A 24,818-nucleotide genomic window follows, 5' to 3' on the forward strand; every position below is an offset into this window, starting at 1 on the left:
AATTTGGGTTTTTTGTTGCAATCGTGCCGGCAGGCAGCAGGCGTGCCGGTAAAAAGGGCGGATGTGGCAGCATAATAAAGCCGGACTGCGGCGCTGCCCGGCCTCAAATGTTTTGTTACAGGAGTTTACGGATACCCCAATACCCAATAAGCTAAGTGTTGCTTATCCGTTGAGTTGCGCTACGCTTACTTTTTTAATGTCGGCAACAAACTCTTTGGCAGGCTTAAAGGCGGGAATATGGTGCTCCGGAATGTGTACTGCCACGTTCTTTTTGATGTTGCGGCCGATTTTAGCGGCCCTTTTTTTGGTAACAAAAGAACCAAAGCCACGGATGTAAATGTTTTCGCCTTTGGACAAGGATTCTTTTATTTCCTTGAACATCGACTCGAGGGTAACGAGCACATCTACTTTAGGAATGCCTGTCTTTTCGGAAATCTGATTGACCAGGTCTGCTTTTCTCATATTCGGTATTAGGTTTATGTGCAGCAATATAATGAGATAATTAGTGATTGTCAATAGAATACAACAAGTTTGTGGGCTAAAGTGTCGCTGTTGCCCAAATTGGTTATGAAAAAAGGAACAATTGCTACAACTGAGCAGTATAAAAGCGGCGGCGCCTTATTTGCCAGCCTGTTGCTGCACTGGCACCAAACGGAAAACAAGCGCCAGATGCCCTGGAAAGGCGAAAAAGATCCTTACCGCATCTGGCTCTCCGAGATCATGCTGCAGCAAACCCGGGTGGAGCAGGGGTTGCCTTATTTTGAACGGTTTGTGGCTGCTTTTCCAACCATCCGCCAACTAGCCGATGCGCCGGACGGGCAGGTAATGAAACTATGGGAAGGCTTGGGCTATTACAGCCGCTGCCGCAACCTGCTGGCTACCGCCCGGCATATAGCATACGACCTGGATGGCCATTTCCCCGATACTTACGACGGCATCCTGGCGCTGAAAGGCGTGGGGCCATACACTGCCGCGGCGATAGCTTCATTTGCCTACAACCTGCCCCATGCCGTACTTGATGGCAACGTGTACCGGGTGCTATCGCGCATACACGGCATTGATACCCCTACCGATAGCACCGAAGGTAAGGCGCTGTTTTCAACCCTGGCGCAACAGCAATTGCCCGAGGGCCAGGCGGCTGCTTACAATCAGGCCATCATGGATTTTGGTGCCGTGGTGTGCAAGCCGCTGCCCGAATGCAGCGGGTGTTTTTTCCGGGAACATTGCGCCGCTTTTCAGCAGGGGCGGCAACTGAGTTTGCCGGTAAAAGAAAAAAGCCTGCAGGTATCGGAGCGGCATTTTTTTTACCTCGTATTGCGCCATGGAAATGAAGTGGCGCTGCACCAGCGGCAGGGCCGCGATATATGGGAAGGATTGTGGGAGTTTTTGCTGTTTGAAACCGGCACCGGCGCCACCTGGCAACTGATTGAAGCGGAGGCTGCAAGAGCATGGAACCTCCAACCGGCGCAATATAAGCGCATAGGCACCCGGTTTAGTATCAAACAACGCCTTACCCATCGGATGGTGCACCTGGCGTTTGAACAACTGGAACTAACGGAAAAGGCTGACCGGGAAGGCTTGCAATGGGTTCCCATTTCCCAACTCGATGATTACCCTTTTCCTAAATCCATCAGGCAGTTTGTGACCGAAGAATTATTGAAGGGAAACGGGCAGGGTATGGTGTAAAATATAGTTGCTGCTCAACGGTGGAACAACAGTCTTTGTGCGCCTTATTTGCAGAGAAATGTAACATCGAACTATTGCATACAAACTATGCGATGGTTGCTGCAATTGCCTTCGTGTTGTGTAACCACAAACGGCTTAATGGCTTAAAATTTGATAAACTTAGTTAAATTAGTAGGGCAGATTTCTTTGAAGACCGTTTCCTTACACTGACAAAAAAGAATCTTATGCGTGGCGTTAACCGAGTGATGTTAATAGGGAATCTTGGCAAGGACCCGGATGTGCAGTTTTTGGAAGGAAATATTGGCGTTGCCAAATTTCCGCTGGCTACCACCGAAACATTCAAAGACCGCTCCGGCAAACTGGTGTCGCAAACCGAATGGCATACCGTGGTGCTGTGGCGTGGCCTGGCCGAACTGGCCCAGCGATACCTGCACAAAGGCAGCCTGGTGTATATAGAAGGGCGCCTGCGTACCCGCAGCTGGGAAGATAAAGATGGCAACCGCAAATTTGCAACTGAAGTGGTGGGCGATAACCTCATTATGCTCGACAAGCGCACCGACGGCAGCCACCACCCGCACAACTCCATTTCGCAGGAGGGCGGCCTCGAAGGAATGAGTTCTTCCGATGCGCCCATGCCCGAGCCCTCACCGGATATACCTTTTTGACAGGATAAAATATATTTTTGTTACTTAGTTCAGGGGCAGGCCGTATCAGCGACCTGCCTTTTGACTACACCTGTTCACCAAAAATTCACCATTGGATCACTATTCGGTCATCAATACATTTTCTTCCATCACCCTTTTGGCCTTCGACCCGCAGAGCACTGTTTTCCTGGCCGTGCTGATGCTGATATTGCTGCTGCTTAGTTTTGTGGCCTCAGGCGCCGAGGTGGCGCTGTTTTCGCTACAGGGAAAAGATGTAAACATGCTGAAAACAAAACAGCATGCCGCCGCCCGCCGCATCATTACCCTGCTCGATGAACGAAAAGCCGTGTACACTTCGCTGCTTATTGCCGGTACCGTTTTCGATATTTCCATCATCATTTTAGCCAACTACCTGCTTACGCCGGTGCTGCAACTGGGCACGGTACAAATCATTATTCCCATTAACCTCGACCTGCTGGTAAAGATCCTGGTGATTGCATTTGTGGTGGTATTGATCGGTAAAATTTTACCTAAAGTATGGGCTACGCAAAACAACCTGCGTTTTGCCTACAGCACTTCCGCCGTGGTGGAAGGCATACACCTGCTGATGCGCCGCATATCGCTGCGCATGGTAGATATTGCCGAAAACATCAGCCAGGTGAGCGGCGCCAACCAGCAACAAACCAAAAGCCTCCGCGAACTGGATGAAGCCATTGAAGTAAACAATGCAGAAACCAGCAACGAGGAAAAAAACATCCTGAAAGGCATCGTTAAGTTTGGCAATATTTCGGTAAAACAAATCATGCGGTTTCGGCTCGATGTAAGCGGGCTGGAGTACAACACTTCGTTTGCCGACGTGCTGCGCAAAGTAGAAGAACTGCATTACTCCAGGTTGCCGGTCTACAAAGGCAGCCTCGATGAAATTGCAGGTGTGCTCAACACCAAAGACCTGCTGCCGCATATGGACAACCAGCAGTTTGATTGGCATACACTGATCCGGCCCACGCTGTTTGTGCCCGAGTCGAAACTGATCAAAGACCTGTTACAGGAGTTCCAGCAAAAGCGGGTGCATTTTGCCATCGTGGTAGACGAATTTGGCGGCACCAGCGGCATTGTCACAATGGAAGATATTTTGGAAGAAATTATTGGTGATATCCACGACGAGTTTGACGAAGAAGAAGCAGGCGTTACACAGCTTTCGGAAAACAGCTATGTAGTTGATGGCAAAATGATGTTGTACGACCTGTGCCGCCGCCTCAACCTGCCACTCGATACTTTTGATACCGTAAAAGGTGAAAGCGACTCGGTGGGCGGACTGGTGCTGGAACTTGCGGGCCAGTTTCCGCAACCCAACGAAGTGCTTACTGCCGGCGACTTCCAGTTCAAAGTATTGGGTGTAGAAAAAAACCGCATCGGCAGCGTGCAGCTTACCATCGACGTAGGTACGGAAAAATAAGGGGCAGCGCTGCAACAAGTTTTGTTTAAACAGTACAACGATTTTGAGAAACTATTTTTTTTGGATACTGATGGTTGCCGGGTGCCTGGCACTTGCATGCAACAGCGACTACACGCCGAAGCCACGGGGCTATTTTAAAATTGGCATGCCCGATAAAAAATACAATTGGTTTGATGAGCCCGGCTACCCTTATAAGTTTGAATACCCGGCGTATGGAAAGGTGATCAAAGACAGTACTTTTTTTGAGCAGCAGCCCGAAAATCCATATTGGATCAACATTGATTTTCCGCAGTTTGGCGGCCGCATTCACATCAGCTACAAAGATGTACGGCGCAATAATTTCGACTCGCTGGTGAATGATGCATTCACACTTTCGTACAAGCAACATACGTATAAAGCATCGGCCATTGAACCGGAGCCTTTTCAAACACCTAATGGCATCAACGGCGTATTCTTTAATCTCAAAGGCAACACCGCTACTTCCAGCCAGTTTTTTGTAACCGATTCCACCGAGCATTTTTTACGTGGTGCACTCTATTTCGAAACCACGCCCAACGAAGACTCACTGCGACCCGTAAACGATTTTTTGCGGCAGGATCTTCAGCGGCTGATTGGTTCGTTGCAATGGAAAGATTAGTTTGAAGATGTGGCAATTTGAAATTTGAAAATGAGGTGGCATAGAGTAAACTGTCCCACCTCATTTTCAAATCAGCACACTTTCAAATTATTCAAATTATTCCTCCACCAGCTTCGCCAAATCAATTAGTTCCAGGCCTTTGCGGGCAGGGCCGGTAAGCAGGGTGCCATCCGGTGCAAAACGGGAGCCGTGGCAGGGACAATCCCACGACCTTTCGGCGCTGTTCCAGCCCACGGCGCATTTGGCATGCGGGCATACCGGGTCAACGGCAAACAGCTTTCCGCCATCGTCTTTATACAGCGCAATCGATTCTCCTTCCCATTTTACCACACGGGCTTCACCGGGGGCCAGGTCGGCCAGTTCGTTCAACTGCTGTTGCGAAAAACGCTTGCTGAAAAACTCCTTGATCACATCCACGTTTTCTTTTACAAACTCGGTAAAACCAGCCACCGGTTTTACACGGCCTGGCCGGAACAGTTGGGCATATTCGCTTTGCCCGGTTACAATCAGGTCGGTTAGCGTTCTGGCTGCAATATGGCTATACGTAATGCCATTGCCGCTGTAGCCTGTAGCTACAAAAACGTTTTCGCCGGCGCCAGGCAGGTGCCCGATATAAGCCAGGCCATCGGATGGTTCAAAATATTGTGACGACCATTTGAAAGCCACTTCGTTTATACCAAACAGCTTGCGTACATGTGCCTCCAGTTGCTGAAAGCAAGCATCTGTATTTTCAACATGTGCTGTTTTATGATCCTCACCGCCGGCAATGAGGTAGCGCTTGCCTTCCACCTCCTGTGTGCGGTAGTAATAATAAGGTTCTTTCATATCGTACACAAGTGCATCGGGGTATTGTGCCTCATCTTCCAACACCAAGGCCATTGCATAACTGCGGTATGGATGTGCCCGGAAGTGCAGGATGTTGATGCCCGGCGGTATGTGCGATGCATACACCAGGTTTCTTGCTTTGATGGTGCCCAACGATGTTTCCACTTCCAGCATTTCGGTGTTGCCTGTGTAGTGGCCCACGGTGCATTGCTGTAAAATAATGCCGCCGGCTTCTTCAAATACTTTTGCCAGGGCATGCACATATTGTGTAGGGTGTATCTGTGCATTGCGCGGGAAGACAATGGCTTTGATATACTGATCCGAAATGGGCACCTGCGGTGCATAAGCTATGTTTGCGCCTGCCTCCAGCGATGCATTCATGATCTTCTCCAGCCGCTTTGCTTCATCTTCGTTTTGTGCATACAGGTACGCATCTTTTTCAGCAAAGCCACAATCGATGTTGTAAGTGTGTACATGATGCGCAAACAGGTCCAGCGCCTGGCGGGTAGCCCTTGCCACTGTTTGTGCACCTTCGGCACCAAAGTCGCTGCGGATGTTGTCGTAAGTAGTATCGAAAAATGAATTGATGTGCGATGTAGTGCCGCCGGTGGTGCCAAAGCACAGGTTTTGTGCCTCGGCTACAATGCAGGACTTGCCTTGCTGCTGCAGCAATAATGCCGTGGTAATGCCCGTGATGCCACCGCCAACAATAAGCACATCAACAGGCTCGGCTGGTGGTGTGTTGGTGCGGGAAACATAATCGGGTATGCTGGCTTGCCATAAGCTGGTAGTTGCGCCGTCTCTTTTCATGGATGCATTTTTTGCATACGCTAAAAAAATGGTGCCGTAGTGCCGCCTGCTTTTAAAGAAATAACAAACTGCCCCGATGGACGATGTGTTAGTAATGATTGTTGCGGAAACATTTGCCTTTTTACCACCGTTCCGCGTCAGGAATATTGGCGTCGTTTCTGAATTGATTGCGTGCTGCTAACTTTTGTTGTTGCCGTTGCAATAGCAGGCGAGCCAACAACAGACCAGCATCTGCATCCGGGTGCTGCTGCAAAAGTTCCTTCACCATTTTTTCGGAAACATCCACGCGGTAAAGCAGTTGCACCAGCCTGCTAAAATCGTGCAGGATCAGCTCATTGAGCACCAAACCCATGCGGTGCAGCCAAGCCGCTTCGTCCGAAGCATTTGCCGGAAGCTGCTGCAGCAAAACCGATAAGTCGCTGTTGTTTTCCATGGCGTTTAAAACTTTTCAACAACGCCCAATCCAAAAAGGGCAAAATCGTATTTGGCCGGATCGGTAGGATCGTAGCGTTTGAGTTGCTCCGTTAATTCCACGCCTGCAAGCCAGTCGGTTTGGGGCCGCTGCAACAGGCCAAACCTGCGGGCTACACGGGCTACATGCACATCAATGGGGCAAATAAGTTGCGCCGGCGAAATGCCTTTCCATAAACCAAAATCCACGCCCTGCGCATCGCTGCGCACCATCCACCGCAAAAACATATTCAGGCGTTTGCAGGTTGATCCTTTAAATGGCGCAGCAATATGTTTGCCGGTTCTGGCCGGTGCATCGGGCAGCGAAAAAAAGTAGCGGTGAAAGCCGTTGAGTGCACATTCCACGTTTATATCATTTGGCTGCATGCCCCGTGTAAAAGCTTGTTCCAACGAATGATGCTGCACATAATGATGGTGCAGGAACTGTACAAAATACAGGAGGTCGGTGGGGTTAAATGTGCGGTGTTTAAAATGTAGCAAACGGCGCAGGTCCTGCTCCCCGTGTTGCAGGCAAAACTGGTACGGTGCCCCATCCATTAGCCGCATCAACTCGGTGGCTTTGTTGATGATGATGGTGCGGTTGCCCCATGCAAATAATGCCGCAAACAGTGCTGCTATTTCAATATCCTGCAGTTGGGTAAACCGGTGCGGAATGGAAATAGGATCCGGTGCAATAAATGCCGGCGTGTTGTATTCTGCAACTTTTCTATCGAGGAATTCCTTCAGGTTTTGCGGCTCCACGGAGTAAAGGTACAAGCAGTTGATTTGATGTTGGTTGCTTGTTCGAAGGTTCATCGATTCTAATCTAGTTTCTTGTCATCTGTAGCAAATTAGACAGAAATATTTCCACCTTGATTCGTAATTAATTTGCGCAGCCTATTGATAACTATCCTGCTCTGGGTTACAGCAAATGTCTTGAACCTTAGGTTTGCTTAAATTGCAATTAAAAATATTGCCCGATTTATTTATTATATCCGGATGCAATGGAGCAGGTAAAACTACAGCGTCATACACCGTTCTCCCTGAATTGCTGGAGATACGTGAGTTTGTAAATGCCGATGAAATTGCACGTGGACTCTCCCCTTTTCAGCCCGAGAAAGTTTCAATTGAAGCGGGTAAGATCATGCTGCGGCGAATCAACGATTTGATGGCACAACAGCAGGATTTTGCATTTGAAACAACGCTGTCAACAAGAAGTTTTGTAGGCCTCATTCACAAGGCAAGAGCAGCAGGTTATACGATAAACCTCATTTACTACTGGCTGGATTCTGTAGAACTTGCAAAGGAGCGGGTACGGATGCGTGTATCTGAAGGCGGACACAACATTCCGGAAGACACCATAACCCGCCGGTACTATGCTGGAATCAGCAACTTCATTCACCTTTACCAAGCCCATGCTGACTATTGGTTGTTGATCGATAACTCCCATACAACACCGGAAATAATTGCTGAGCGTAAAGAAAACGGGCAGCCGTTAATTACATCACAGGAAAAGTGGGATACATTCAATAATTTAGCGAATTATGAAGCACGCTGAAATCCGCGATAAAGTTTTAAAAGGCAGTAAACTTGCCGTACAGCGACTGCTTGACCGTAAGAAAAGAGACAATGCTTTTGTTGTCGTTTCGCAGGATGGGAAAGTGCTCAAGGTAGCGGCAAAAGACCTCAAGCAACAGTAAACAACAAGCTTTCAATAGCTATCCGCTGCTTTTGTATAGACAATGATCATATCACTGAACTACTCTTTTGTTTAATTAATGCTTTCACCTGTATAGCCATCTAATAATGTTGATGTGCTAGGTTTTACAAAGGCTGCACCAACACAACACCCGCCGCTTTTTTCAACGCTTCCTGCATATACGTGTAGTGATCCACACCGGTCAGGATCACGATTGTTTTCCCGCTGTTGTTATTGATGATCTGCAATACATTTTGTTGCAGGCGCCGGTCGCGTTCGGTATAAAAAAGAGGCAGTGCTTCGTAGTCGGTGCTGCGCAACTGGCTGGTCAGGCAATCGTAGTAAGCCCTTACCAGCAAGGCATCATTGCCGCGAATGATATCATTTATGCTGCCGCTTTGCAACACGGGCATGCGTTGTTTGTTGTACAGCGTACAGGCTTCCATTTTTTTACTAAACGCAGTATCAGCAGCCAGCAATTGCTGCAATGCTTTGATATTTGAATGCTCCTGCCAGTACCGTGGTGGGATTCGCTTTCCTTCCAGTTCTTTGCCCAGCCAGTCAAAGCCTTTGATGGCGGCCGATGGCTGCCAGTAGCGCATCATCCACATCTCGTATGGATAGTTTTGCCGCAGGTACGCAGTGTCGCCGTTTTCATCTTCGGGGCGCAACTCCACCGCTACCACATCGGGGTTTATGCGGGCAATAATGGCTTGCAGTGTATCGTAGCTGTATTGGATGTTGGTGGCATGCATGCGGTGCAACGTGGGCATCAGGTACACTTTGGTTTGGGCATGGGTTTTCTGCAAACAAGTTGACAGTATTAATGCAAGGAACAGTCGGAACTTCATGCTGCTGTTTTCGTGGTGCAAGCTAATGTTTTTAAACCCGCTGTTGTGCTGTAAAAAAAGAATCCACCCGCAGCCATTGCCTTGGGTGGATTACAACCAACAACCAATTATTTTACGGCAATATTTTTTTGTGTGCTTACATACTGAACAGCCGCATCCAACACTTCATCCCGCCCTGCAGCAATGCCTTTTATTGTGGGTGTTACCAACACATCAGGCGCAATACCGATGCCTACAAACTCGGTTCCATCCCACAGGTAATCACGCTTGGCACATACACGGCCACCACCGCCACCGGGCAGGTTAAACGATACCGGCTGACCGGTGCTGCCACCCGTTGGCTGGCCAAATACTCTACCCCTGTTGATGGAGCGAAATGCACTGGTAAAATCTTCCGCGGCGGAGTAAGTAGCGGCACCGGTGAGCAGTACCACGGGCTTTGCATACAGTTGATCTTTGTAAGGCTTCCAGTCCCAGCCGCTGATGTCAATCGTTTCCGGATCGTTCCAGGCACGGCCCACCGGCATGTACTTGCGGATGGCAGTTTTACCGGTATAAAAAGGCTGGCCGGTAAGGCATCCCAATATTTCAAAACCGTTCTGCCCGTTGCCACCACCGTTGTTGCGGATGTCGATCACCAATGCATCTGTTTTGCTGATCTGCGCAAACAAACTATCAAAAATGCGCACCACACCAGTATCATTGAACGAGTTCAGCGTGAGGTATCCAATATTGCCTTTCAGCACGGTAAAACTCGCCAACGGGTACTGCTGCTGCATTTGCTGTACCGGTATGCGTTGCAGCGTATGGGTAAACGTTTTGCCCGCTGCTGTACGCAGCTCAAGCGTTTCGTTGGTGCCTGCAACACCAGGAGTAAGCTCGTACCGGTAAATGCGTTCGGTGCTGTCTTGCGGTGTTGAAAAACTCAGGTACGGACTGATCTCTTTTTGTATGTATTCTAAAATCGGTTGTCCCCCAAACTTCACTACTTCCATCCCGGGTTTAATGTGGGCATCTTCTTTTTTAGTCGACAGGTTTTTTACAACAACCACTTTGCCTTCAACCCAACGCAGTTCCAGCGGCAGCACGGCTGCAAACTTTTGCCAGTATCGTGCAGGCTGGTAAATGGTGGTGTGGCCATCGCGGAGGTGCTGGTAAAATTGCTGCAACACTTTGTAATATGCATCGGTATTGGGCGCAGCCGCTACACGTGGAATATAAGCCTGGTACAGGCTGTCCCAATTGGTGCCCGCAATCAGGTCGAAGTTGGCAAAATTGAACCGTGCCTCGGCCCATGCTTTGCCGAGGCCTGCTATTTTTTCTTCGGTGCTGAGGTGCACTTCGGTTGTGTCCATGCTGTAGTGCGGCTGCTCCCAATAGTTGTGGTAAAACTGTACATATGCAGCGGAATCGAATGTTTTTTGTGCAAAGCTTGTATGCAGCGTACATGCGGCAAGTACGAGCAGTATGATCTTGTTCATGGTTGTTTGCATTGTTGTTTGGTGAACTATTTTATGGCTGTAGCAATTTTTATTTAAGGCAAAAAGAATGAGTGTTTTCAGGAATGTTTTTGGGCAAATGCGAGGATCTTTTCAGCAAACCACTGCGGCTCTTCCTGGAAGGATGCATGCCCGCCGATGTAGTGTACCACGGTTTGTTTGGGAAAAAGAAAATCCTGGTAATGGCGGGTGCCAATGGCGTAATCTTTATCGCCGGTAATAACCAGCACCGGGCATTTTACCGAACGGGTAAGCGGTGCAAAATTGGTCCAGTAATCGGCCACGCCCCACACCTTGTTGGCAAAGTCGCGGTTAAAGCGGTGCACGCTTAAGGTTACCGAATCGTTGATCACTTTTTCGGCAGCATTCCGAAACATCAGTTTGTACCACATGCTTTTTTTGGTCAACTCATCGTGCACGGCCCACACTTTTTCATTGAGTGGTTTGGTGGTGTCGCTTACCACGGCATGCTGCGCCATGTTCAATTCTTTCAGGCCAAACTCCAGGTGGCTGCGCATCGATGCTTCCATGTTTACCGTGCCGTGCAGCATGTATAAAGCCGATACTGATTTGGTATAATGCGCTGCATAGTTGGTGATGACGATGCCCCCAAACGAATGGCCCATTACTGACCATTTTTTATAACCCAATGCGGTGCGCAATTCCTCCAGGTCCTGCTCCAAACGCTGCAGGCTGTAGTTGTTGTTGGCGGCCGAGTCGGAGCGGCCGCAACCACGCTGATCGAAGTACACCATTTGCATGCGCTGCTCAATTATTTTGGCGCCTTCAAATGCTTCGAAATAATAGCTGGTGGAGCCGGGGCCGCCGTGTACAAACACACAGGGCGCACCTTTGCCCGCCACCCGCACATACAGTTGCACGCTGTCGGATGTAGTGAAGTAAAAAGTAGAATCCTGCGCCATGGCAAATGTGGCGGTGAACAGGAGTGTCAGCAGGAAAGCATATCGTTTCATAACTCTTTGTTTGTTGTTGGTGATACAAAGAGAATAAAACGAAGGGGTGGTAAAGAATCAATCCCGACGAATGACGGATGCGGGGTGATGAATCGGGATTGCAGCATTCCGCAGTAAAAAGCAACTATCTATTTTCCTAACCACTCCTTAAACTCTACCACCTTATCCATGCTCACAAACACTTCTTCTTTGTGTGCCGGTTGCAGCTCCAGTTTCAGGCGGCCCTTGGAGTATACATGTATTTGTTCAATGGCTTCGAGGCGCACCATCATTTGGCGGTTGATGCGAAAAAATGATTTGGGATCGAGCATTGCCTGCAGTTTATCGAGGCTAAAATCAACCGGGAAACGCTGGTTGTCGGTGGTAACCAAAAAGGTTACTTTATCGGCGCTGTAAAAGTATTGCACATCGGCAGTGTCGATGGTTTTCAGCCGCGATCCGATGGAGATCAGGAACCTTGTTTTGTATTCGGGCTCTTTTGGTTGCAGCGCCTGTAGCAATTGCTCCAGTGCCGGTTCCCTTTCATCGGTGCCGTCAACGTGCAGCCTTTTGAATTTATCCAGTGCAGCCGACAACTCTTCGTAATTCAACGGCTTCATCAGGTAGTCAATGCTGTTTACTTTAAATGCACGGATGGTGTATTCGTCGTATGCCGTGGTAAAAATAACCGGCACCTGCAGGTTGATGGTTTCAAATATTTTAAAGCTCTGGCCGTCTTCGAGGTGAATGTCCATCAGTGCCAGGTCGGGGTCGCCATGCTCTTTAAACCAGGCCACAGCGCTGCTTACCGAAGGCAATTCGGCCAGTATTTCGATGTTGCTGTCGTATTTCTTAAGCATGCCCTCCAGGCGCTTTGCCGAAAGGGGCTCGTCTTCAATGATCACTACTTTCATCATGCAGTTTTTATAAGCGGAATGTGCACCTTAAATGTTTGTGCATCCTGTTCGACGGTTACTTTTGCTTCGGTTAGCAGCGCATACCTTTTTTTGATATTGTCGAGGCCAATACCGGTTGAAGTTTCGGACTGGTTGCGCCGGCTGATGTTGTTCTGCACCACCAGTTCGCTGCCCGCAGCATCAATGGAGATGATCAACGGCTGTGCCGCCGACATGGCGTTGTGTTTTACCGCGTTTTCCACCAACAATTGCAGCGTAAGCGGTGGTAAACTATAGCCGGTCGTTTCGGGTGCAATGTGTTGTTGCAGTTGTACTTTTTGCCCAAACCTTATTTGCAGTAAAAAAAAATACGCATCTAAAAACTGCAGCTCTTCGCGCAGCGGCACCAGGTCGGCATCTTTTTGATCGAGTATATAGCGGTACGCCTTGGATAGTTGCAGGATAAATTTTTCCGACAGCTCCGCATCTACATGCACCAACGACGAAAGCACACTCAGGCTGTTGAACAAAAAATGCGGGTTCACCTGGCTCTTGAGTGCCTGCAGCCGTACCTGTGCAAATTCGCGTTGCAGCTTTTCGGCCTGTGCCGCTTTTTGCTGCGCCAGGTGGTAATAATTTAACCCCGATAAAAAAGTATAAATAAAGACCGTGGCCAACAGGTACAAGCCAATATGCCTGCGAAAAACCCAACTGGCCGGATCGGCGGGATTACTGCCGGTAAGCGGCCGGTCGATGCCTTCAATAAACGCTACCAAAAACCAATAGGCGCAAAATAGAATAACGATCACTTCCAACAAGTGGCGCAACCACGAAGGCGCCCAATGCAAGGCTTTACCCGACAGCCAGATAATGCCATAGCAAATGAATGCGATGCAGGTAAGACGCGCTGTTGTAAACAACAATTCAACAGCCAGGAAGCGCAACGAAAATTGCTTGTCGATGTACGCAAAAAACAGCGGGTACAGCAGGCTCACCACGCCAATCATGACCAGCGTAATGCGGATGGGCGACACATTCTTTTGTATGAGGGGCTGTGTTTGTGCCATGGTTAAAAAAGCGGTAGTTGAATGGTAGCCTGCCCGTTGCCCAATTGTTGCAGCACCATGGGTTTGCCTTGCAGGTTGTATTGCTCCTGCAGGCGTACCAGTTGTTCGGCTGCCTGCGTGTTGCTGTCTTCTTTTGGTTGAGGGTTGTAGCTAATTAGCAGTGCAGTTGCATCCTGCGCCACGGTTACATGAAGCGGTGCTGCAGCACTCATTTTATTTTGTGCCAGCAGGTAATCAAATACAATCATCAATGAATGTGGCAGCAATAGTTTTTCTCCTGCATCCAAAGGTGGTAACATCACTTGCAGCTTGTTACCAAAACGCTCCTGCATCAGGTATAAAAACGATTGCAAAAACTGCAGTTCATCGGCCAGCGGCACCAGCGCTTTTTCTTTATGCTCCAGCAGGTAGCGGTACGAACGGGAAAGTTTTTCAATAAACAGTTCGGCCTTGTCGGCATCCACCCACACCAACGATGAAAGTGCATTCAGGCTGTTGAATAAAAAGTGCGGGTTGAGTTTATTTTTTACGGTTTCAAACTGTGTTTGTGCATACTCTTTTTGCCACTGCAGCAGCTCCAGGTTTTTTTGTTGCAGGTATCGGAAAATGCGGAACGATGTCATGAACGCATAGATCACAATCAGCAGCGTTACATCGATGGTCAGGATCATTTTCAGCTTTCGATCAAGGAACTGCATGTCCTCTTCGGGCACTACCTGGTAGGTAACAAATATCCAGTAAAAGGCCTGCATGATGGCAAAGCCGACAAGCAGTATAAAAAGGATTTCGTTTAAAAACCGGGAAAAGCTGTTGGGTGCAGCGCTGTATTTTTTATTGAAGTAACGAATGCTGTAATAAACAAAATACAACACCACAAAGGTTTGCGCCATGATGGGCCAGCCCTGCCCATAAAACCCCGACCATTCCTCAAATCGCACAAACGGGCTGCCGGAATTAATGTACCGGTACACCACTGCCAGCAGCGTGTTGACCACAAACCCGCTGGCGATGAGTAAAAAATGCGTGTTGTTGTAAAAGGGACGGCGGCTCATGCACTGAAAAAGTAAATATAGGCACAAACAGCGTTGGCAAGTATGAGCCCGTGCAAGATGCAAATAGATAGATGAGGAAATGTTATTAGTGCTGCATCGCTACGGTTGTTTCCCGTATGTTGTGCACCATTTTGAAGCCGCCCTGCTCTTTGTTGGAAATATGGGCGCCAATGAGCCAGGAATTCGGTAAGCAGCAGTGCCGGATACAGCAGGAGTGATGCACCCATCAGCCATTGAATGTGGAAGGCAAATCCAACGATTGGCAACCCTAGCAGCAGGCTGTTGACGGCACATTCCTGCAGCTTTTCGGTAAGGGAAAGTGTTTGGTTGTTGCGGTTGGTATTGCCGCCCCAAAGCGTAACGGCTACGCTGTACAGCAACAACATTCCCTGGCAGAACAACAGCACCCACATAGCGTTCAGGAAACCAGTAAAATGGATTGGTCGAGCAGGATTACATTGGATGTGTTGGGCCTTGAGGTTGCGTGGCGGCTGGCACAACTGGCAAGCATGGCCAAACAAATTGCAGCAATGAGTAGTGTCCGTTTCATGCCTTTGATGTTTTGTTGGTGTAAAGTTGTGGCGCCTTACTACCGCTAAAAAACAAAGGGTGACGAATCGGCCATTTAAAGTGATGAATCCAGGATTTTCAGCCCTATGCGCTTTTGATGTTCATGGTCCAAGCAGTCGTTATAATTAAATAAAAAATGCGGGCCATCAGACCCGCATTTTTTTATAAGCGCTTAAAAAAATCAACCAATTGCCTGCCGCAGATCTTCAATGAGATCAGACGCGTCTTCAATGCCTACGCTCAGCCGGATCAGCGAATCGGTCAATCCGTTTTTGATGCGTTCTTCCCGCGGAATGGAAGCATGCGTCATGGATGCCGGGTGGTTGATGAGCGACTCCACGCCACCCAGGCTTTCGGCCAGCGAAAACAGGTGTGTGGACGAAAGCACACGGCGTGCATTTTCCACGCTGTCGTCTTTTAAGGTAAAGCTCATCATGCCGCCAAAATCACGCATTTGTTTTTGTGCCACGGCGTAGCCGGGGTGGTCTTCAAAACCGCACCAGTACACCCTTTCAACGGCTTCGTGGTTGCGCAAAAAATGGGCGATTTCGCGGCCATTTTCGCAATGGCGCTGCATGCGCACATGCAGGGTTTTAATGCCGCGCAACACGAGGAAACAATCCATCGGGCCGGGCACCGCACCGCAGCTTTTTTGTATAAAATAAAGTTCGTCGCGCAGCTTTTGATCATTCAGCACCAAAGCGCCTTGGATCACGTCGCTGTGGCCGCCGAGGTATTTGGTGGAGGAGTGCATCACGATATCGGCACCGAGGTCGAGCGGGTTTTGCAAATAAGGCGATGCAAAAGTATTGTCCACCACCAGAATGAGATTGTGCTGTTTGGCCAGTGCCGAAAGTGCGCCGATGTCGGCAATATTCATCAGCGGGTTGGTGGGCGTTTCGCACCAAATGAGTTTTGTTTTGTCGTTGATTACTGCCGCCACGTTTTGTGCATCCTGCATATCCACGTAGTGAAACGTGATGCCGAAGCGTGCAAACACTTTCGAAAACAGGCGGTAGGTGCCGCCATACATATCGGCGCCTGCAATTACTTCATCGCCGGGTTGCAGCAGTTTGATCACGGCATCGGTTGCCGCTACGCCACTACTGAATGCCAATCCAAACTTGCCGTTCTCAATGCCGGCCAGGGCTGCTTCCAGCGCAAAGCGGGTAGGGTTTTGCGACCGCGCATATTCAAAGCCTTTGTGGTCGCCGGGGGCTGCCTGCACAAAGGTGGAGGTTTGGTAGATCGGCGTCATGATGGCACCGGTAGATGGATCGGGTTCTGCACCTGCATGTATAAACTTGGTTCCTAGCTTCATGTTGTATTGATTGAGGAAAACAAATGTAGGCAGGGAAGTCGGAAGTCCGCGGTCCGAAGTCGGAAGATTGAACCATTAACTTTTTGAACCAATATTTGTTTGCATCGATCATTTTTAACGAGTATCTGCAAATCCATTCTTCGGACTTCCGTCTTCCGACTTCGAACTTCCTCACCCCTCCCACAAATAACTCGCCGACCAATAGCGCCAATCGAGGTTGTTGGCGGCGTGGGCCGCAGTCGCTTTGATGGGTTGTTGCAAAACGGAAGGGTGCAGTACCTGTTGCGCCACCAGCAATTCTTTTGCCTGCAGTATTCTTTTTTGTACCCGGGCATCCTGCATCCATTGCTGCTGCGGTGGTTCAAAGCCCACTTTGTCGCGGCGCCAAACCACTTCGTTGGGCAGCACCTTTTTCATGCTTTCGCGGAGCAGCCATTTGGTCCAGCCGTTGCGTATTTTAAAATGGGCAGGCAGGGAAAAAAGAAACTCGATCAATTCATGTTGTACAAAAGGCAGGCGCACCTCCACGGCATGCGCCATGCTGTTGCGGTCGGCATAGCGCAGCAACTCTTCCAGCCCGTTGGTAAACGTGTTGTAATGTAGCACGCCGTTCAGGTCTAGTTTCGCCGGCAAGGCATATGCAAAATGGGCTTTGTTGGCCGCCACAAAATCGGGATGCAGGCCCCGCTGTGCAGCGGCTTTTTTTGCTCGCTGCTTTTGCCACAACGATGCAGTAAAATGCGGCAACAGTGCAGCCACTTTATTGGTTAATCCAAACGGCTCCAGCACACCCAATGCTCTTGCTGACTCAAGTTCGCCGCTTGAAGTAAGTTGTTTGTTGGCATACAATTGCTGCCAGTACCAATGGTAATATTTGTGGTAGCCAGCCAGTATTTCATCGGCACCCTGGCCATCGAGCAGCACGGTGATGCCAGCGTGTTTTGCAGCCGCATACACCTGGTACTGCGCCAGCACCGATGCCGATTGCACGGGCTCCTCCTGATAAAGAGAAAGCGCATCCATTTGTTTTAATAAATCGCCAACCGACACCGGAACCACATGATGTTGCAGGCCCATTTTTGCTGCAATGGCTGCGGCTTGGGCTGTTTCGTCCTTGCTCCAGTTTTCGAACGACGCAGTAAAACAATGGTGCGAAAAACTGCGCTCCGATGAAGCGGCGCACAACGCTGCAATGGCACTGCTATCGAGGCCGCCACTGAGCGAAGTGCCAACCGGTACATCGCTGCGCAGGCGGCGCTGTACCGAGGTGTGCAGCAGGTTTTTAAAAGTATCAACCGCCTCTTTGTCGCTGGTGTTTTTTTCGTCGGTAAAAACGGTCCAGTATTGCTCTATCGAAAGGTCATTGCTGCGTGCATCCAACATGAGGCAGGATGCAGCGGGCAACTTAAAAATATGTTGGTAAAATGTTTCCTGCGCATCGTATGGGTTGGTGGTGTATCCCAGCGTCAGGTAGTTGTACAGCATGCCCTTGTTTACCTGCCGCTCCAGGCCCATTTGCCACAAGGCTTTTATCTCCGATGCAAAGCGCAACTCGTTGCCTGTATGGGCAAAGAAAAAAGGCTTTTCGCCCAGCCGGTCACGGGCTGCAAACAAGGTTTTTGCCTCCTCATCCCAAATGGCAAATGCAAAGGCACCATCAAAATGTTGGAGGCAGTTTTTACCCCAGCAGGCAAACGCCGCCACAATTACTTCGGTATCAGATTGTGTATTGAAATGATAGCTCTTTGCTTCGAGCTGCCCTTTGATTTCTTTGTAGTTGTACAACTCGCCGTTGTGTACAATCACATACCTGTTTTGATAGCGCAGTGGCTGTGCGGCAGCTTCGCTCAGGTCGATGATGCAGAGACGCTGGTGGCCCAGGCTGAGCGGTAATTCAGGATCTTGGTAAAAGCTGCTGCCTTCGGGCCCGCGGTGTTGCAGGCTTTTGGTGGCCGCTTCTATTGTACCCGCGGCACCTGCCGAAAATATGCCTGCAATGCCGCACATAGTTATTTGAATTGAATGGGCAGGCGGCCTTCGGTTTGCTCCCAGCCAATGACCAGCTCGGCACCGTCTTTACTTTGGTTAAACACCATGGTAAAATGCTCCAGGCTGTGTTCTGTTGGTTGAATGGGAATGGTAAACCGGTATGCATCATCCAGCGGGTTGGGCTTAAGGCCCCAGGTGTACAGGTTGGTGTTGAACACGATGGTCCATTGGCTGGCCTCCGGAATGCAATACATGATGTAGCGGCCTTTGGCTACATTTTGTCCGCCAATGGTGGCCGGTGCAAACAATTCAATTTCGGTGGCTTCATTTGCGCCCAGGCGCCAGGGCTGACCATAGGGCACCAGTTCGCCAAAAATGGTACGGCCCTGCCGTTGCGGCCTGCTGTATATTACCCGCGCCATGGGCGGGCCCTGTATTTTGCCTGATGTTTTTAAAATAGGATAGTCGACGGGGAAATAAGCCATGTCCATGCGCGACCGGTCTAGTGCCAGCAGCGGGTTGGCCGGTACAGCAGCAAGCAGTGGCGAGTCGCGGCGTGGGGTAGGGGTTACGCGGGGTTCTTCGGCATCATTGCCGGCACAGCCCGCCAGCAGCAACACCAGTGCTGTTGCAAACAACAATTTCATGGCGAAAAAGTACGGAAAGAATGGGAAAGAGGAGATGGAATGTAGAACAGCGAACAAGGAATGTAGAACAGGTGAACAGAAGAACAAGGAACAGAGGAAGTTGAAAGAGAATATCGAACAAGGAACAAGGAATGATGAATTTGAAATGAGAACAGCCGGGAGTAAGGGATTATGAATGATGAATTATGATTAATGAATGATTAATTGGTGCGTCGGGCTATCAAAAGCATGAATTAATGTTTCAAAACAAATGCAGCCGTCGCAAAATAAAAAAGTGGGCATAGCCCACACCTGTTTGTAGCAATGGTTGTAACCGGTAAATTATTTTGGGCGTAGCCCAAACCCGTGCACCATTTTGCTTTGCGAACTTTTCTGCCTTCAGGGTTGATCCACGATCAACGGGAACATTGAAAAGATGATGATTGTGCTGCTACCAACAGGTTTGGGCTCCGCCCAATAATCTTAATCTGCGATATATCACCGCAACACCTTTCCAATAATTAATCATCCATAATTAATAATTCCTCATTCCTCGACCTCACTGTTCCGCTGTTCGTTATTTCAAACTAATTGGCATGGCCACCATATAATTATCCCAGGCAATATCGAGCACAATGGAATCAGCGTCGCCTTTTTCAAACATGATGGAAAAAGCATTGACCGGTACGGGCATTTGCTGCACGGGCAGGGCAATGCGGGCCACGTCTTTCTTTTCGTCGTATTTGAATGCGCCCCAGGTATCAGTGTCTTTATTTAAAATAACGGTCCATTGTTCCTGCTCCGGAAGGGCAAACAAGGTGTATTTGCCTTTTGCTATTTTTTTGCCGCCAATTTTTACATCGCGGTAAAATTCAATCTCGGTGGCTTCGTTGGCACCCAGGCGCCAGATCTTGTTCCACTCCACCAGTTCGCCAAACACCACGCGGTCATTTTTCAGCGGCCGGCTGTATATCACCCGCGCCACCAGCGGTTCCGTTGCCTTACCCTGTATTTTCAGCACCGGGTAATTGGCCGGGTAATAAGCCATATCCATGGGCGACTTATCTACTTCGGGCATTTTTACAGCAAGCGAAATGGGGCTTGCCGAAGTTTGGGCATTGGCGGCAGCGCCACAGGCAGCAAGCATCAGGGTCAGGAACAGGTGTTTCATACTAAATGGAATTAGGGCTTAAAAATAAATAATATCCGGGGGTAGAACGCAACTCATTACCCCAGCAGTTCGGTCAGGCGGCCTTTTGCAAATTTTTTAACATCGGGAAAAAACTCGTTGAAGCATTGCTGCAGCACCGGCTGATGCTGTTGCAACAGGTATCCTGCATGCTCGCCGTCGTCGGGCATCGAGGCGCGGTACATCAATCCGCGCAGGCTGTTGCCAATGCCTTCCAGGGTGCGGTAGCGATACAGCCAGTTGTCGCGTTTCATATAAGTAAACAGCTGTGCAAAACGCGGCGGCAGCTGGGCGCCAAAAGCATCGATGGTGGAATAAGTGTTGTGGCTGAAATGCAGCAGGCCCTGGTCGTCAAAAGTTTCGGGGTCGTTGGCCAAAAAATAATCAAAGGCCACATCGGCCAGTGGTGCGCTGTACAGGCGGTAATGCGGCCTGAACACTTCCTGCGCTGCTTTGGTGGCCGGGTGGCTGTCGGTAAAGGCATCAATATCGCGGTGCAGCCTGATGCCTTTCTGGATGCCTTCGGGGTAATTGTATTGTGCACGCCCCTTGATGCAATCCGAGATCATATTGCCCACCAGTATTTCGGTGTGGTTAAAAGAAAGATATGCGTGGCCCAGAAAATTCAATACTGCAATTTAAGATATGCAGCGCCATTGTGCCCAATGCGGTGCGGTCATTTAACAACAAGTATTTTTCTGCCGGGGCGTTTGATTTCTATCAATAGATGAATGTGATAATTAGATTACCGAGGCATGGCATAAAAACATTGCGCTGTCACTAACCATTACCATTCATCACCTGCGGGCTATTTGTTTAAAAAACTATTGCATCGTTTTTTAGTAAATGAGTTGCTGCCATTGAGTAGCATTTATGTGATGCTTGCAATGTTGTTGTTTACAACATTCACATGAATATGTGGTTGTGTAAAAGCTTTGCGGGCTAAAGGTTTGCAGCGACGGGCACTCTTTCTTTGTTAAGCCTTTTAACAGCCCTTGCCACCCCTCACAATTCACTTGCCCCGGGGTGTAACCCACACTACTTTTGAATCGTCAAACAAACACAGAACAACCAAAACATATCATACTTCAACTAACAAATCATGAAACCTTTATTTATCCTGCTGACCGTTCTTTCTTCCTTTATGGCCCAGGCCAAAAACAACCCCGGAGGGGAAGTAACACCGGCAGCCCTCAAAAGCTTCAGCATCACCTTTGCACAGGCAAGCGATGTAACCTGGACCGCCATCGATGATATGTACAAAGTATCTTTCCAGGTAGCCGGCCAGTATGCCGCTGCTTACTACAGCAACAACGGCAACCTGATGGTGGTAACCCGCAACATCTCTTCGCTGCAACTGCCCGTGGTGCTGCTGGCTTCCATCAAAAAAGACTACAACCAAAGGTGGATCTCCGACTTGGTGGAAGTATCGGATGAAAACGGCACTTACTACTATGTAACCCTGGAAGATGCCGAGCAAAAACTCATCCTGAAATCAGATGGCGCCACCCGCTGGAACAAATACCAGAAATACGAGAAATAACCAAAGCCATTACTATCCTGCAAAAAACCATTGCCTTTAACCCATAACCTATTTGAACGAGCAGTTTTCGTTGTGTGTCCTATTCCCGCAGGGTTTCGTCCCTGCGGGATTTTCTTTTGTAAAAGGTTATTTTTGCCGCTCAATTTTTTACCATGAGCAAAGGACCTGTTTCCCAATTTATAGAGCACCAGTACCGGCACTTTAATGCGGCAGCACTGGTAGACGCAGCAAAAGGCTACGAGCAGCACCTGCTGGAAGGCGGTAAAATGATGATTACACTGGCCGGCGCCATGAGTACGGCCGAGCTCGGTGTGTCGCTGGCCGAAATGATCCGCCAGGATAAAGTGCACATTATTTCCTGCACCGGTGCCAATCTCGAAGAGGACATCATGAACCTGGTGGCGCACAACCATTACGAACGCATTCCCAACTGGCGCGACCTTACGCCGCAACAAGAGTGGGACCTGCTGGAGCGTGGCCTCAACCGCGTTACCGATACCTGCATTCCCGAAGAAGAAGCATTCCGCCGCATACAGCGCCATATTCATCAACTTTGGAAAGACGCCAACGAAAAAGGAGAACGTTATTTTCCTCACGAATACATGTACCAACTGCTCAACAGCGGCGTGATGAAGGATGACTACCAGATAGATACCAAAGACAGCTGGATGATTGCCGCCGCCGAAAAGAACCTGCCGATTGTAGTGGGCGGTTGGGAAGACAGCACCATGGGCAACATCTTTGCTTCGTATGTGTACAAAGGTGAGATCAGCGCCACCACCATGAAGAGCGGAATTGAATACATGGTGTGGCTCGCTAATTATTATAAAGACAACAGCGCAGGCAAAGGCATCGGCTTTTTCCAGATCGGTGGCGGCATTGCCGGCGATTTTCCCATCTGCGTAGTGCCGATGATGTACCAGGACCTGGAGATGCATGAAATTCCGTTCTGGAGTTATTTCTGCCAGATATCGGATTCCACTACCTCGTACGGTTCGTACTCCGGTGCACACCCCAACGAAAAAATTACCTGGGGTAAACTCGACATCAATACACCTAAATACATCATTGAAAGCGATGCTACCATTGTAGCACCGTTGGTGTTTGCATGGATACTGGGTTTATAGAAAAATCATAAACAGTTGCTGCATTGCTTAATGCAATAGCAATGCAAAACATTGTTCCATAAAAAAATCCCGCAGCAACCGTTGCGGGATTTTTTTATTTTAAATTCTTCAATCACTTTTTCGGGTACCCAACACCGATAGTACGCCTACCACCAGGCTTACAGCACCCATCAGTAAAAATGTATTGCGGGCACCCTTGTGGTGCTGCACACCCAACACCCACGGTGCTGCAAACGATGCGGCGCCTACGGCGAGGTCAATGGCGAGGTGCCCTTTATAAGGCAGCCATTTGGCAACGCCCCATTCTGCATCGGTAAGCAATGCATAAGTAAGTGCCCCTGCGGCCGCGGCTTTGCAGGCTGTTTTGGCCTGTGGCAAATGTTGAAACCCGGCTATGCGCGGCGCCATCCACACAAGGGGTGCATAGGCAAAATCGGCTATGCCGTGCTGGCTGCGTTTGATCGCGATGCTCATAATTTTTTTGTTACTGCATACAACTACAGCGCCAATAATAAAAGGGGCCGATCAGTAAGTAAGCCGTATGGTATCGGCACTAGAGGTTAGCTGCACATTTTTTTGTACCGATGCACCGCCGGTTTGCACCTGCAGCGAATAACTGCCCGGCAGCGTAATGTTCGACAGGTAAAAAGCGCCGTTTTCGTCGGTAATCGCAGCCATATCGGTAAATGAACCGGTGCCGCCGGCAACCATCACCACAGCATCGGCAATGGGTTGGCCAGAGCTGTTTACTAAAATTCCTTTAACGGTACCGGTAGTGGCCATTTTGTCGCTTTTTGCAATACATCCAATGAACAGAAAAAAGGCCGGAATGATCAGCCAACGGACCAACCCGGCCTGCATTTTTATACACCCATTGCTTTCCATGACATCAGGTTGTTGTACACAGCCTGCACAATGCGGGTAGCCGAGTTGCCGCTGGTGGCACCATTGGTATGTATGCCTACAGCAAAACGCTGGTTACCGATCTTCAGCCATACCGGCGAGCCGCTTTGTCCGCCCATCGTATCGATCTCGTAAGTAATCACCCGCGAGGCAACGCTTTTTGCTTTTTGTGCCATAAACCATTGCTGGTTGCCGCCTTTATCGCCGGGGTATCCCGATAGATTGAGCAGCGCTGCTTTAAGATAAGCGTCGTCTTTTACCGCAAAACCAAACGCACCGGTGCGGGCACCTGGCCGGTAGTTGTTGGGTAAAATAATGGCGCCATAATCGTAGTTGCGATTTTTGCTTTGCGTCCAGCCCTGCACGCTGCGGAACACGGTGGCAACGCCGGAGCCAAAAGGCCGTGCAGCATCGTTCATGCCCGGGATCACTTCAATGCTGCGGGGCCAGCCGCCCTGGTCGTGCATATACACGCAGTGGCCGGCGGTAATAACGGTGCGGGGCGAAATAAGCCAGCCGGTACCAATATAACGGGCACCATTAGCCGCAGTTATTTTAAGGGCGCAAATGGCGTTCCATGGAAATGTGGAAGTGTTCAGGATCCTGGTGCGCTGGTCCTGCCCGATGATTACTTCGGTGGTGAGCAGGTCGCGTTCCAGCAGCTCGGGGTACGATGCATAAATGGCATCCAGTGCAACGGCGTTTTCTTCAACCGCTTCAAAGCCGGGTTCTTCCAGTTGCGGCGCATCCAGCAGGCTCTCGGTTTCGCTGCGCGATGTGTTGCCTACTTCGCGGTCCACCTCGTTGGGGTTGAGCAGCACAAAACCGCCTTCGGGCACTTCAAATTCGGTTTCTTCGGCCAGGCCTTGCCGGCCGGTTCCGTTGCTTGTGGTAGGGGGTACTTCCAATGCAGGAATTTCGCTGGTTAAAGCATCAATGCCCAACGGTGTTGTCGTTTTTGCAGCCATGATGATTGGTTTTTTTGAAGTGAAATAAATGGGGCAAACGGCAGAATGGGCATGCTG

29 protein-coding genes are annotated in these 24,818 nt (G+C 49.4%); 9 read left to right on the forward strand and 20 right to left on the reverse strand.

Features of this window, described 5'->3' with window-relative positions; all coding sequences use genetic code 11:
* Positions 1 to 162: 162 nt before the first annotated feature.
* A complete protein-coding gene (locus DRJ53_RS14900) occupies positions 163 to 462 on the reverse strand; it encodes an HU family DNA-binding protein (RefSeq protein ID WP_114236454.1) in 300 nt (99 codons plus the stop codon).
* 105 nt (positions 463 to 567) lie between these two features.
* On the opposite strand from DRJ53_RS14900, the gene mutY reads away from it, so the two are divergent.
* The 4 genes from mutY to gldD all read left to right on the forward strand — a co-directional run bounded on the left by mutY (position 568) and on the right by gldD (position 4,423).
* A complete protein-coding gene (mutY, locus tag DRJ53_RS14905; protein ID WP_114236553.1) occupies positions 568 to 1,686 on the forward strand; it encodes an A/G-specific adenine glycosylase in 1,119 nt (372 codons plus the stop codon).
* 224 nt (positions 1,687 to 1,910) lie between these two features.
* Positions 1,911 to 2,351 carry a single-stranded DNA-binding protein gene (locus tag DRJ53_RS14910; RefSeq protein ID WP_114236455.1) on the forward strand — a complete coding sequence of 147 codons (441 nt, stop codon included), beginning with the start codon at positions 1,911 to 1,913 and terminating at the stop codon, positions 2,349 to 2,351.
* 91 nt (positions 2,352 to 2,442) lie between these two features.
* Positions 2,443 to 3,786, forward strand: coding sequence for a gliding motility-associated protein GldE (gene gldE, locus DRJ53_RS14915; protein ID WP_241558565.1), 1,344 nt, complete (start codon positions 2,443 to 2,445; stop codon positions 3,784 to 3,786).
* Between the two features lie 43 nt (positions 3,787 to 3,829).
* The gene (gene gldD / locus DRJ53_RS14920) at positions 3,830 to 4,423 is read left to right on the forward strand and encodes a gliding motility lipoprotein GldD (protein WP_241558566.1); all 594 of its coding nucleotides are present in this window, start codon (positions 3,830 to 3,832) and stop codon (positions 4,421 to 4,423) included.
* Positions 4,424 to 4,519: 96 nt separating this feature from the next.
* On the opposite strand, the gene DRJ53_RS14925 is transcribed toward gldD, so the two are convergent.
* From DRJ53_RS14925 to DRJ53_RS14935, 3 genes are all read right to left on the reverse strand, one after another.
* The gene (locus tag DRJ53_RS14925) at positions 4,520 to 6,058 is read right to left on the reverse strand and encodes an FAD-dependent oxidoreductase (RefSeq protein WP_114236456.1); all 1,539 of its coding nucleotides are present in this window, start codon (positions 6,056 to 6,058) and stop codon (positions 4,520 to 4,522) included.
* A gap of 121 nt (positions 6,059 to 6,179) precedes the next feature.
* A complete protein-coding gene (locus DRJ53_RS14930; RefSeq protein ID WP_114236457.1) occupies positions 6,180 to 6,491 on the reverse strand; it encodes a hypothetical protein in 312 nt (103 codons plus the stop codon).
* A 5-nt stretch (positions 6,492 to 6,496) separates the two neighbouring features.
* Entirely contained in the window at positions 6,497 to 7,285 is a 789-nt protein-coding gene (locus tag DRJ53_RS14935) for a TIGR02757 family protein (RefSeq protein WP_241558568.1), read from the reverse strand.
* A gap of 172 nt (positions 7,286 to 7,457) precedes the next feature.
* On the opposite strand from DRJ53_RS14935, the gene DRJ53_RS14940 reads away from it, so the two are divergent.
* Entirely contained in the window at positions 7,458 to 8,066 is a 609-nt protein-coding gene (locus DRJ53_RS14940; protein WP_241558569.1) for an ATPase, read from the forward strand.
* Positions 8,053 to 8,208, forward strand: coding sequence for a hypothetical protein (locus tag DRJ53_RS21330; protein WP_155523216.1), 156 nt, complete (start codon positions 8,053 to 8,055; stop codon positions 8,206 to 8,208). The genes DRJ53_RS14940 and DRJ53_RS21330 overlap by 14 nt, the downstream gene beginning before the upstream one ends.
* A 124-nt stretch (positions 8,209 to 8,332) precedes the next feature.
* On the opposite strand, the gene DRJ53_RS14945 is transcribed toward DRJ53_RS21330, so the two are convergent.
* From DRJ53_RS14945 to DRJ53_RS14990, 11 genes are all read right to left on the reverse strand, one after another.
* Positions 8,333 to 9,016 (reverse strand): hypothetical protein, encoded by a 684-nt coding sequence (locus DRJ53_RS14945; protein WP_123893591.1) that lies wholly within the window; start codon positions 9,014 to 9,016, stop codon positions 8,333 to 8,335.
* Positions 9,017 to 9,165: 149 nt separating this feature from the next.
* On the reverse strand, positions 9,166 to 10,539 hold the full coding sequence (locus DRJ53_RS14950) for a S41 family peptidase (protein WP_162303886.1): 1,374 nt from the start codon (positions 10,537 to 10,539) through the stop codon (positions 9,166 to 9,168).
* Positions 10,540 to 10,616: 77 nt separating this feature from the next.
* Positions 10,617 to 11,531: an alpha/beta fold hydrolase gene (locus DRJ53_RS14955; protein WP_114236462.1), complete on the reverse strand. Its 915-nt coding sequence runs from the start codon at positions 11,529 to 11,531 to the stop codon at positions 10,617 to 10,619.
* Between the two features lie 128 nt (positions 11,532 to 11,659).
* Positions 11,660 to 12,424: a LytR/AlgR family response regulator transcription factor gene (locus tag DRJ53_RS14960; RefSeq protein WP_114236463.1), complete on the reverse strand. Its 765-nt coding sequence runs from the start codon at positions 12,422 to 12,424 to the stop codon at positions 11,660 to 11,662.
* Positions 12,424 to 13,473: a sensor histidine kinase gene (locus DRJ53_RS14965; RefSeq protein WP_114236464.1), complete on the reverse strand. Its 1,050-nt coding sequence runs from the start codon at positions 13,471 to 13,473 to the stop codon at positions 12,424 to 12,426. Before DRJ53_RS14965 ends, DRJ53_RS14960 begins: the two co-directional genes overlap by 1 nt.
* Positions 13,474 to 13,475: 2 nt before the next feature.
* A complete protein-coding gene (locus DRJ53_RS14970) occupies positions 13,476 to 14,525 on the reverse strand; it encodes a sensor histidine kinase (protein ID WP_114236465.1) in 1,050 nt (349 codons plus the stop codon).
* The gene (locus tag DRJ53_RS14975) at positions 14,522 to 14,938 is read right to left on the reverse strand and encodes a hypothetical protein (RefSeq protein WP_114236466.1); all 417 of its coding nucleotides are present in this window, start codon (positions 14,936 to 14,938) and stop codon (positions 14,522 to 14,524) included. The genes DRJ53_RS14970 and DRJ53_RS14975 overlap by 4 nt, the downstream gene beginning before the upstream one ends.
* A 5-nt stretch (positions 14,939 to 14,943) precedes the next feature.
* The gene (locus DRJ53_RS21800) at positions 14,944 to 15,075 is read right to left on the reverse strand and encodes a hypothetical protein (protein ID WP_262707874.1); all 132 of its coding nucleotides are present in this window, start codon (positions 15,073 to 15,075) and stop codon (positions 14,944 to 14,946) included.
* A gap of 201 nt (positions 15,076 to 15,276) precedes the next feature.
* On the reverse strand, positions 15,277 to 16,416 hold the full coding sequence (locus DRJ53_RS14980) for a cystathionine gamma-synthase (RefSeq protein WP_114236467.1): 1,140 nt from the start codon (positions 16,414 to 16,416) through the stop codon (positions 15,277 to 15,279).
* A gap of 171 nt (positions 16,417 to 16,587) precedes the next feature.
* Positions 16,588 to 18,423: an asparagine synthase (glutamine-hydrolyzing) gene (asnB, locus tag DRJ53_RS14985; protein WP_114236468.1), complete on the reverse strand. Its 1,836-nt coding sequence runs from the start codon at positions 18,421 to 18,423 to the stop codon at positions 16,588 to 16,590.
* A gap of 2 nt (positions 18,424 to 18,425) precedes the next feature.
* Positions 18,426 to 19,052 carry a DUF2911 domain-containing protein gene (locus DRJ53_RS14990; RefSeq protein ID WP_114236469.1) on the reverse strand — a complete coding sequence of 209 codons (627 nt, stop codon included), beginning with the start codon at positions 19,050 to 19,052 and terminating at the stop codon, positions 18,426 to 18,428.
* On the opposite strand from DRJ53_RS14990, the gene DRJ53_RS21335 reads away from it, so the two are divergent.
* Complete coding sequence (locus DRJ53_RS21335) at positions 19,051 to 19,227, forward strand: hypothetical protein (RefSeq protein WP_155523217.1); 177 nt, start codon at positions 19,051 to 19,053, stop codon at positions 19,225 to 19,227. The genes DRJ53_RS14990 and DRJ53_RS21335 overlap by 2 nt on opposite strands.
* Positions 19,228 to 19,608: 381 nt before the next feature.
* On the opposite strand, the gene DRJ53_RS14995 is transcribed toward DRJ53_RS21335, so the two are convergent.
* A complete protein-coding gene (locus tag DRJ53_RS14995; protein ID WP_114236470.1) occupies positions 19,609 to 20,202 on the reverse strand; it encodes a DUF2911 domain-containing protein in 594 nt (197 codons plus the stop codon).
* A 56-nt stretch (positions 20,203 to 20,258) separates the two neighbouring features.
* A complete protein-coding gene (locus DRJ53_RS15000) occupies positions 20,259 to 20,849 on the reverse strand; it encodes an acyl carrier protein phosphodiesterase (protein WP_241558571.1) in 591 nt (196 codons plus the stop codon).
* Between the two features lie 473 nt (positions 20,850 to 21,322).
* On the opposite strand from DRJ53_RS15000, the gene DRJ53_RS15005 reads away from it, so the two are divergent.
* Together DRJ53_RS15005 and DRJ53_RS15010 are read left to right on the forward strand one after the other, a co-directional pair.
* Complete coding sequence (locus tag DRJ53_RS15005) at positions 21,323 to 21,763, forward strand: hypothetical protein (protein ID WP_123893593.1); 441 nt, start codon at positions 21,323 to 21,325, stop codon at positions 21,761 to 21,763.
* Between the two features lie 152 nt (positions 21,764 to 21,915).
* Positions 21,916 to 22,890, forward strand: a complete 975-nt coding sequence (locus DRJ53_RS15010) for a deoxyhypusine synthase family protein (protein WP_114236472.1) — start codon at positions 21,916 to 21,918, stop codon at positions 22,888 to 22,890.
* Positions 22,891 to 22,998: 108 nt separating this feature from the next.
* Here DRJ53_RS15010 and DRJ53_RS15015 read toward each other — a convergent pair whose 3' ends face one another.
* The 3 genes from DRJ53_RS15015 to DRJ53_RS15025 form a co-directional block, all read right to left on the reverse strand.
* Positions 22,999 to 23,364 carry an SPW repeat domain-containing protein gene (locus tag DRJ53_RS15015; RefSeq protein WP_114236473.1) on the reverse strand — a complete coding sequence of 122 codons (366 nt, stop codon included), beginning with the start codon at positions 23,362 to 23,364 and terminating at the stop codon, positions 22,999 to 23,001.
* 51 nt (positions 23,365 to 23,415) lie between these two features.
* Positions 23,416 to 23,673 (reverse strand): carboxypeptidase regulatory-like domain-containing protein, encoded by a 258-nt coding sequence (locus DRJ53_RS15020; protein ID WP_162303887.1) that lies wholly within the window; start codon positions 23,671 to 23,673, stop codon positions 23,416 to 23,418.
* Between the two features lie 80 nt (positions 23,674 to 23,753).
* The gene (locus DRJ53_RS15025) at positions 23,754 to 24,761 is read right to left on the reverse strand and encodes a trypsin-like serine peptidase (protein WP_114236475.1); all 1,008 of its coding nucleotides are present in this window, start codon (positions 24,759 to 24,761) and stop codon (positions 23,754 to 23,756) included.
* Positions 24,762 to 24,818: the final 57 nt, after the last annotated feature.

This window comes from Paracnuella aquatica (assembly GCF_003332885.2).
Lineage (GTDB): Bacteria > Bacteroidota > Bacteroidia > Chitinophagales > Chitinophagaceae > Flavisolibacter > Flavisolibacter aquaticus.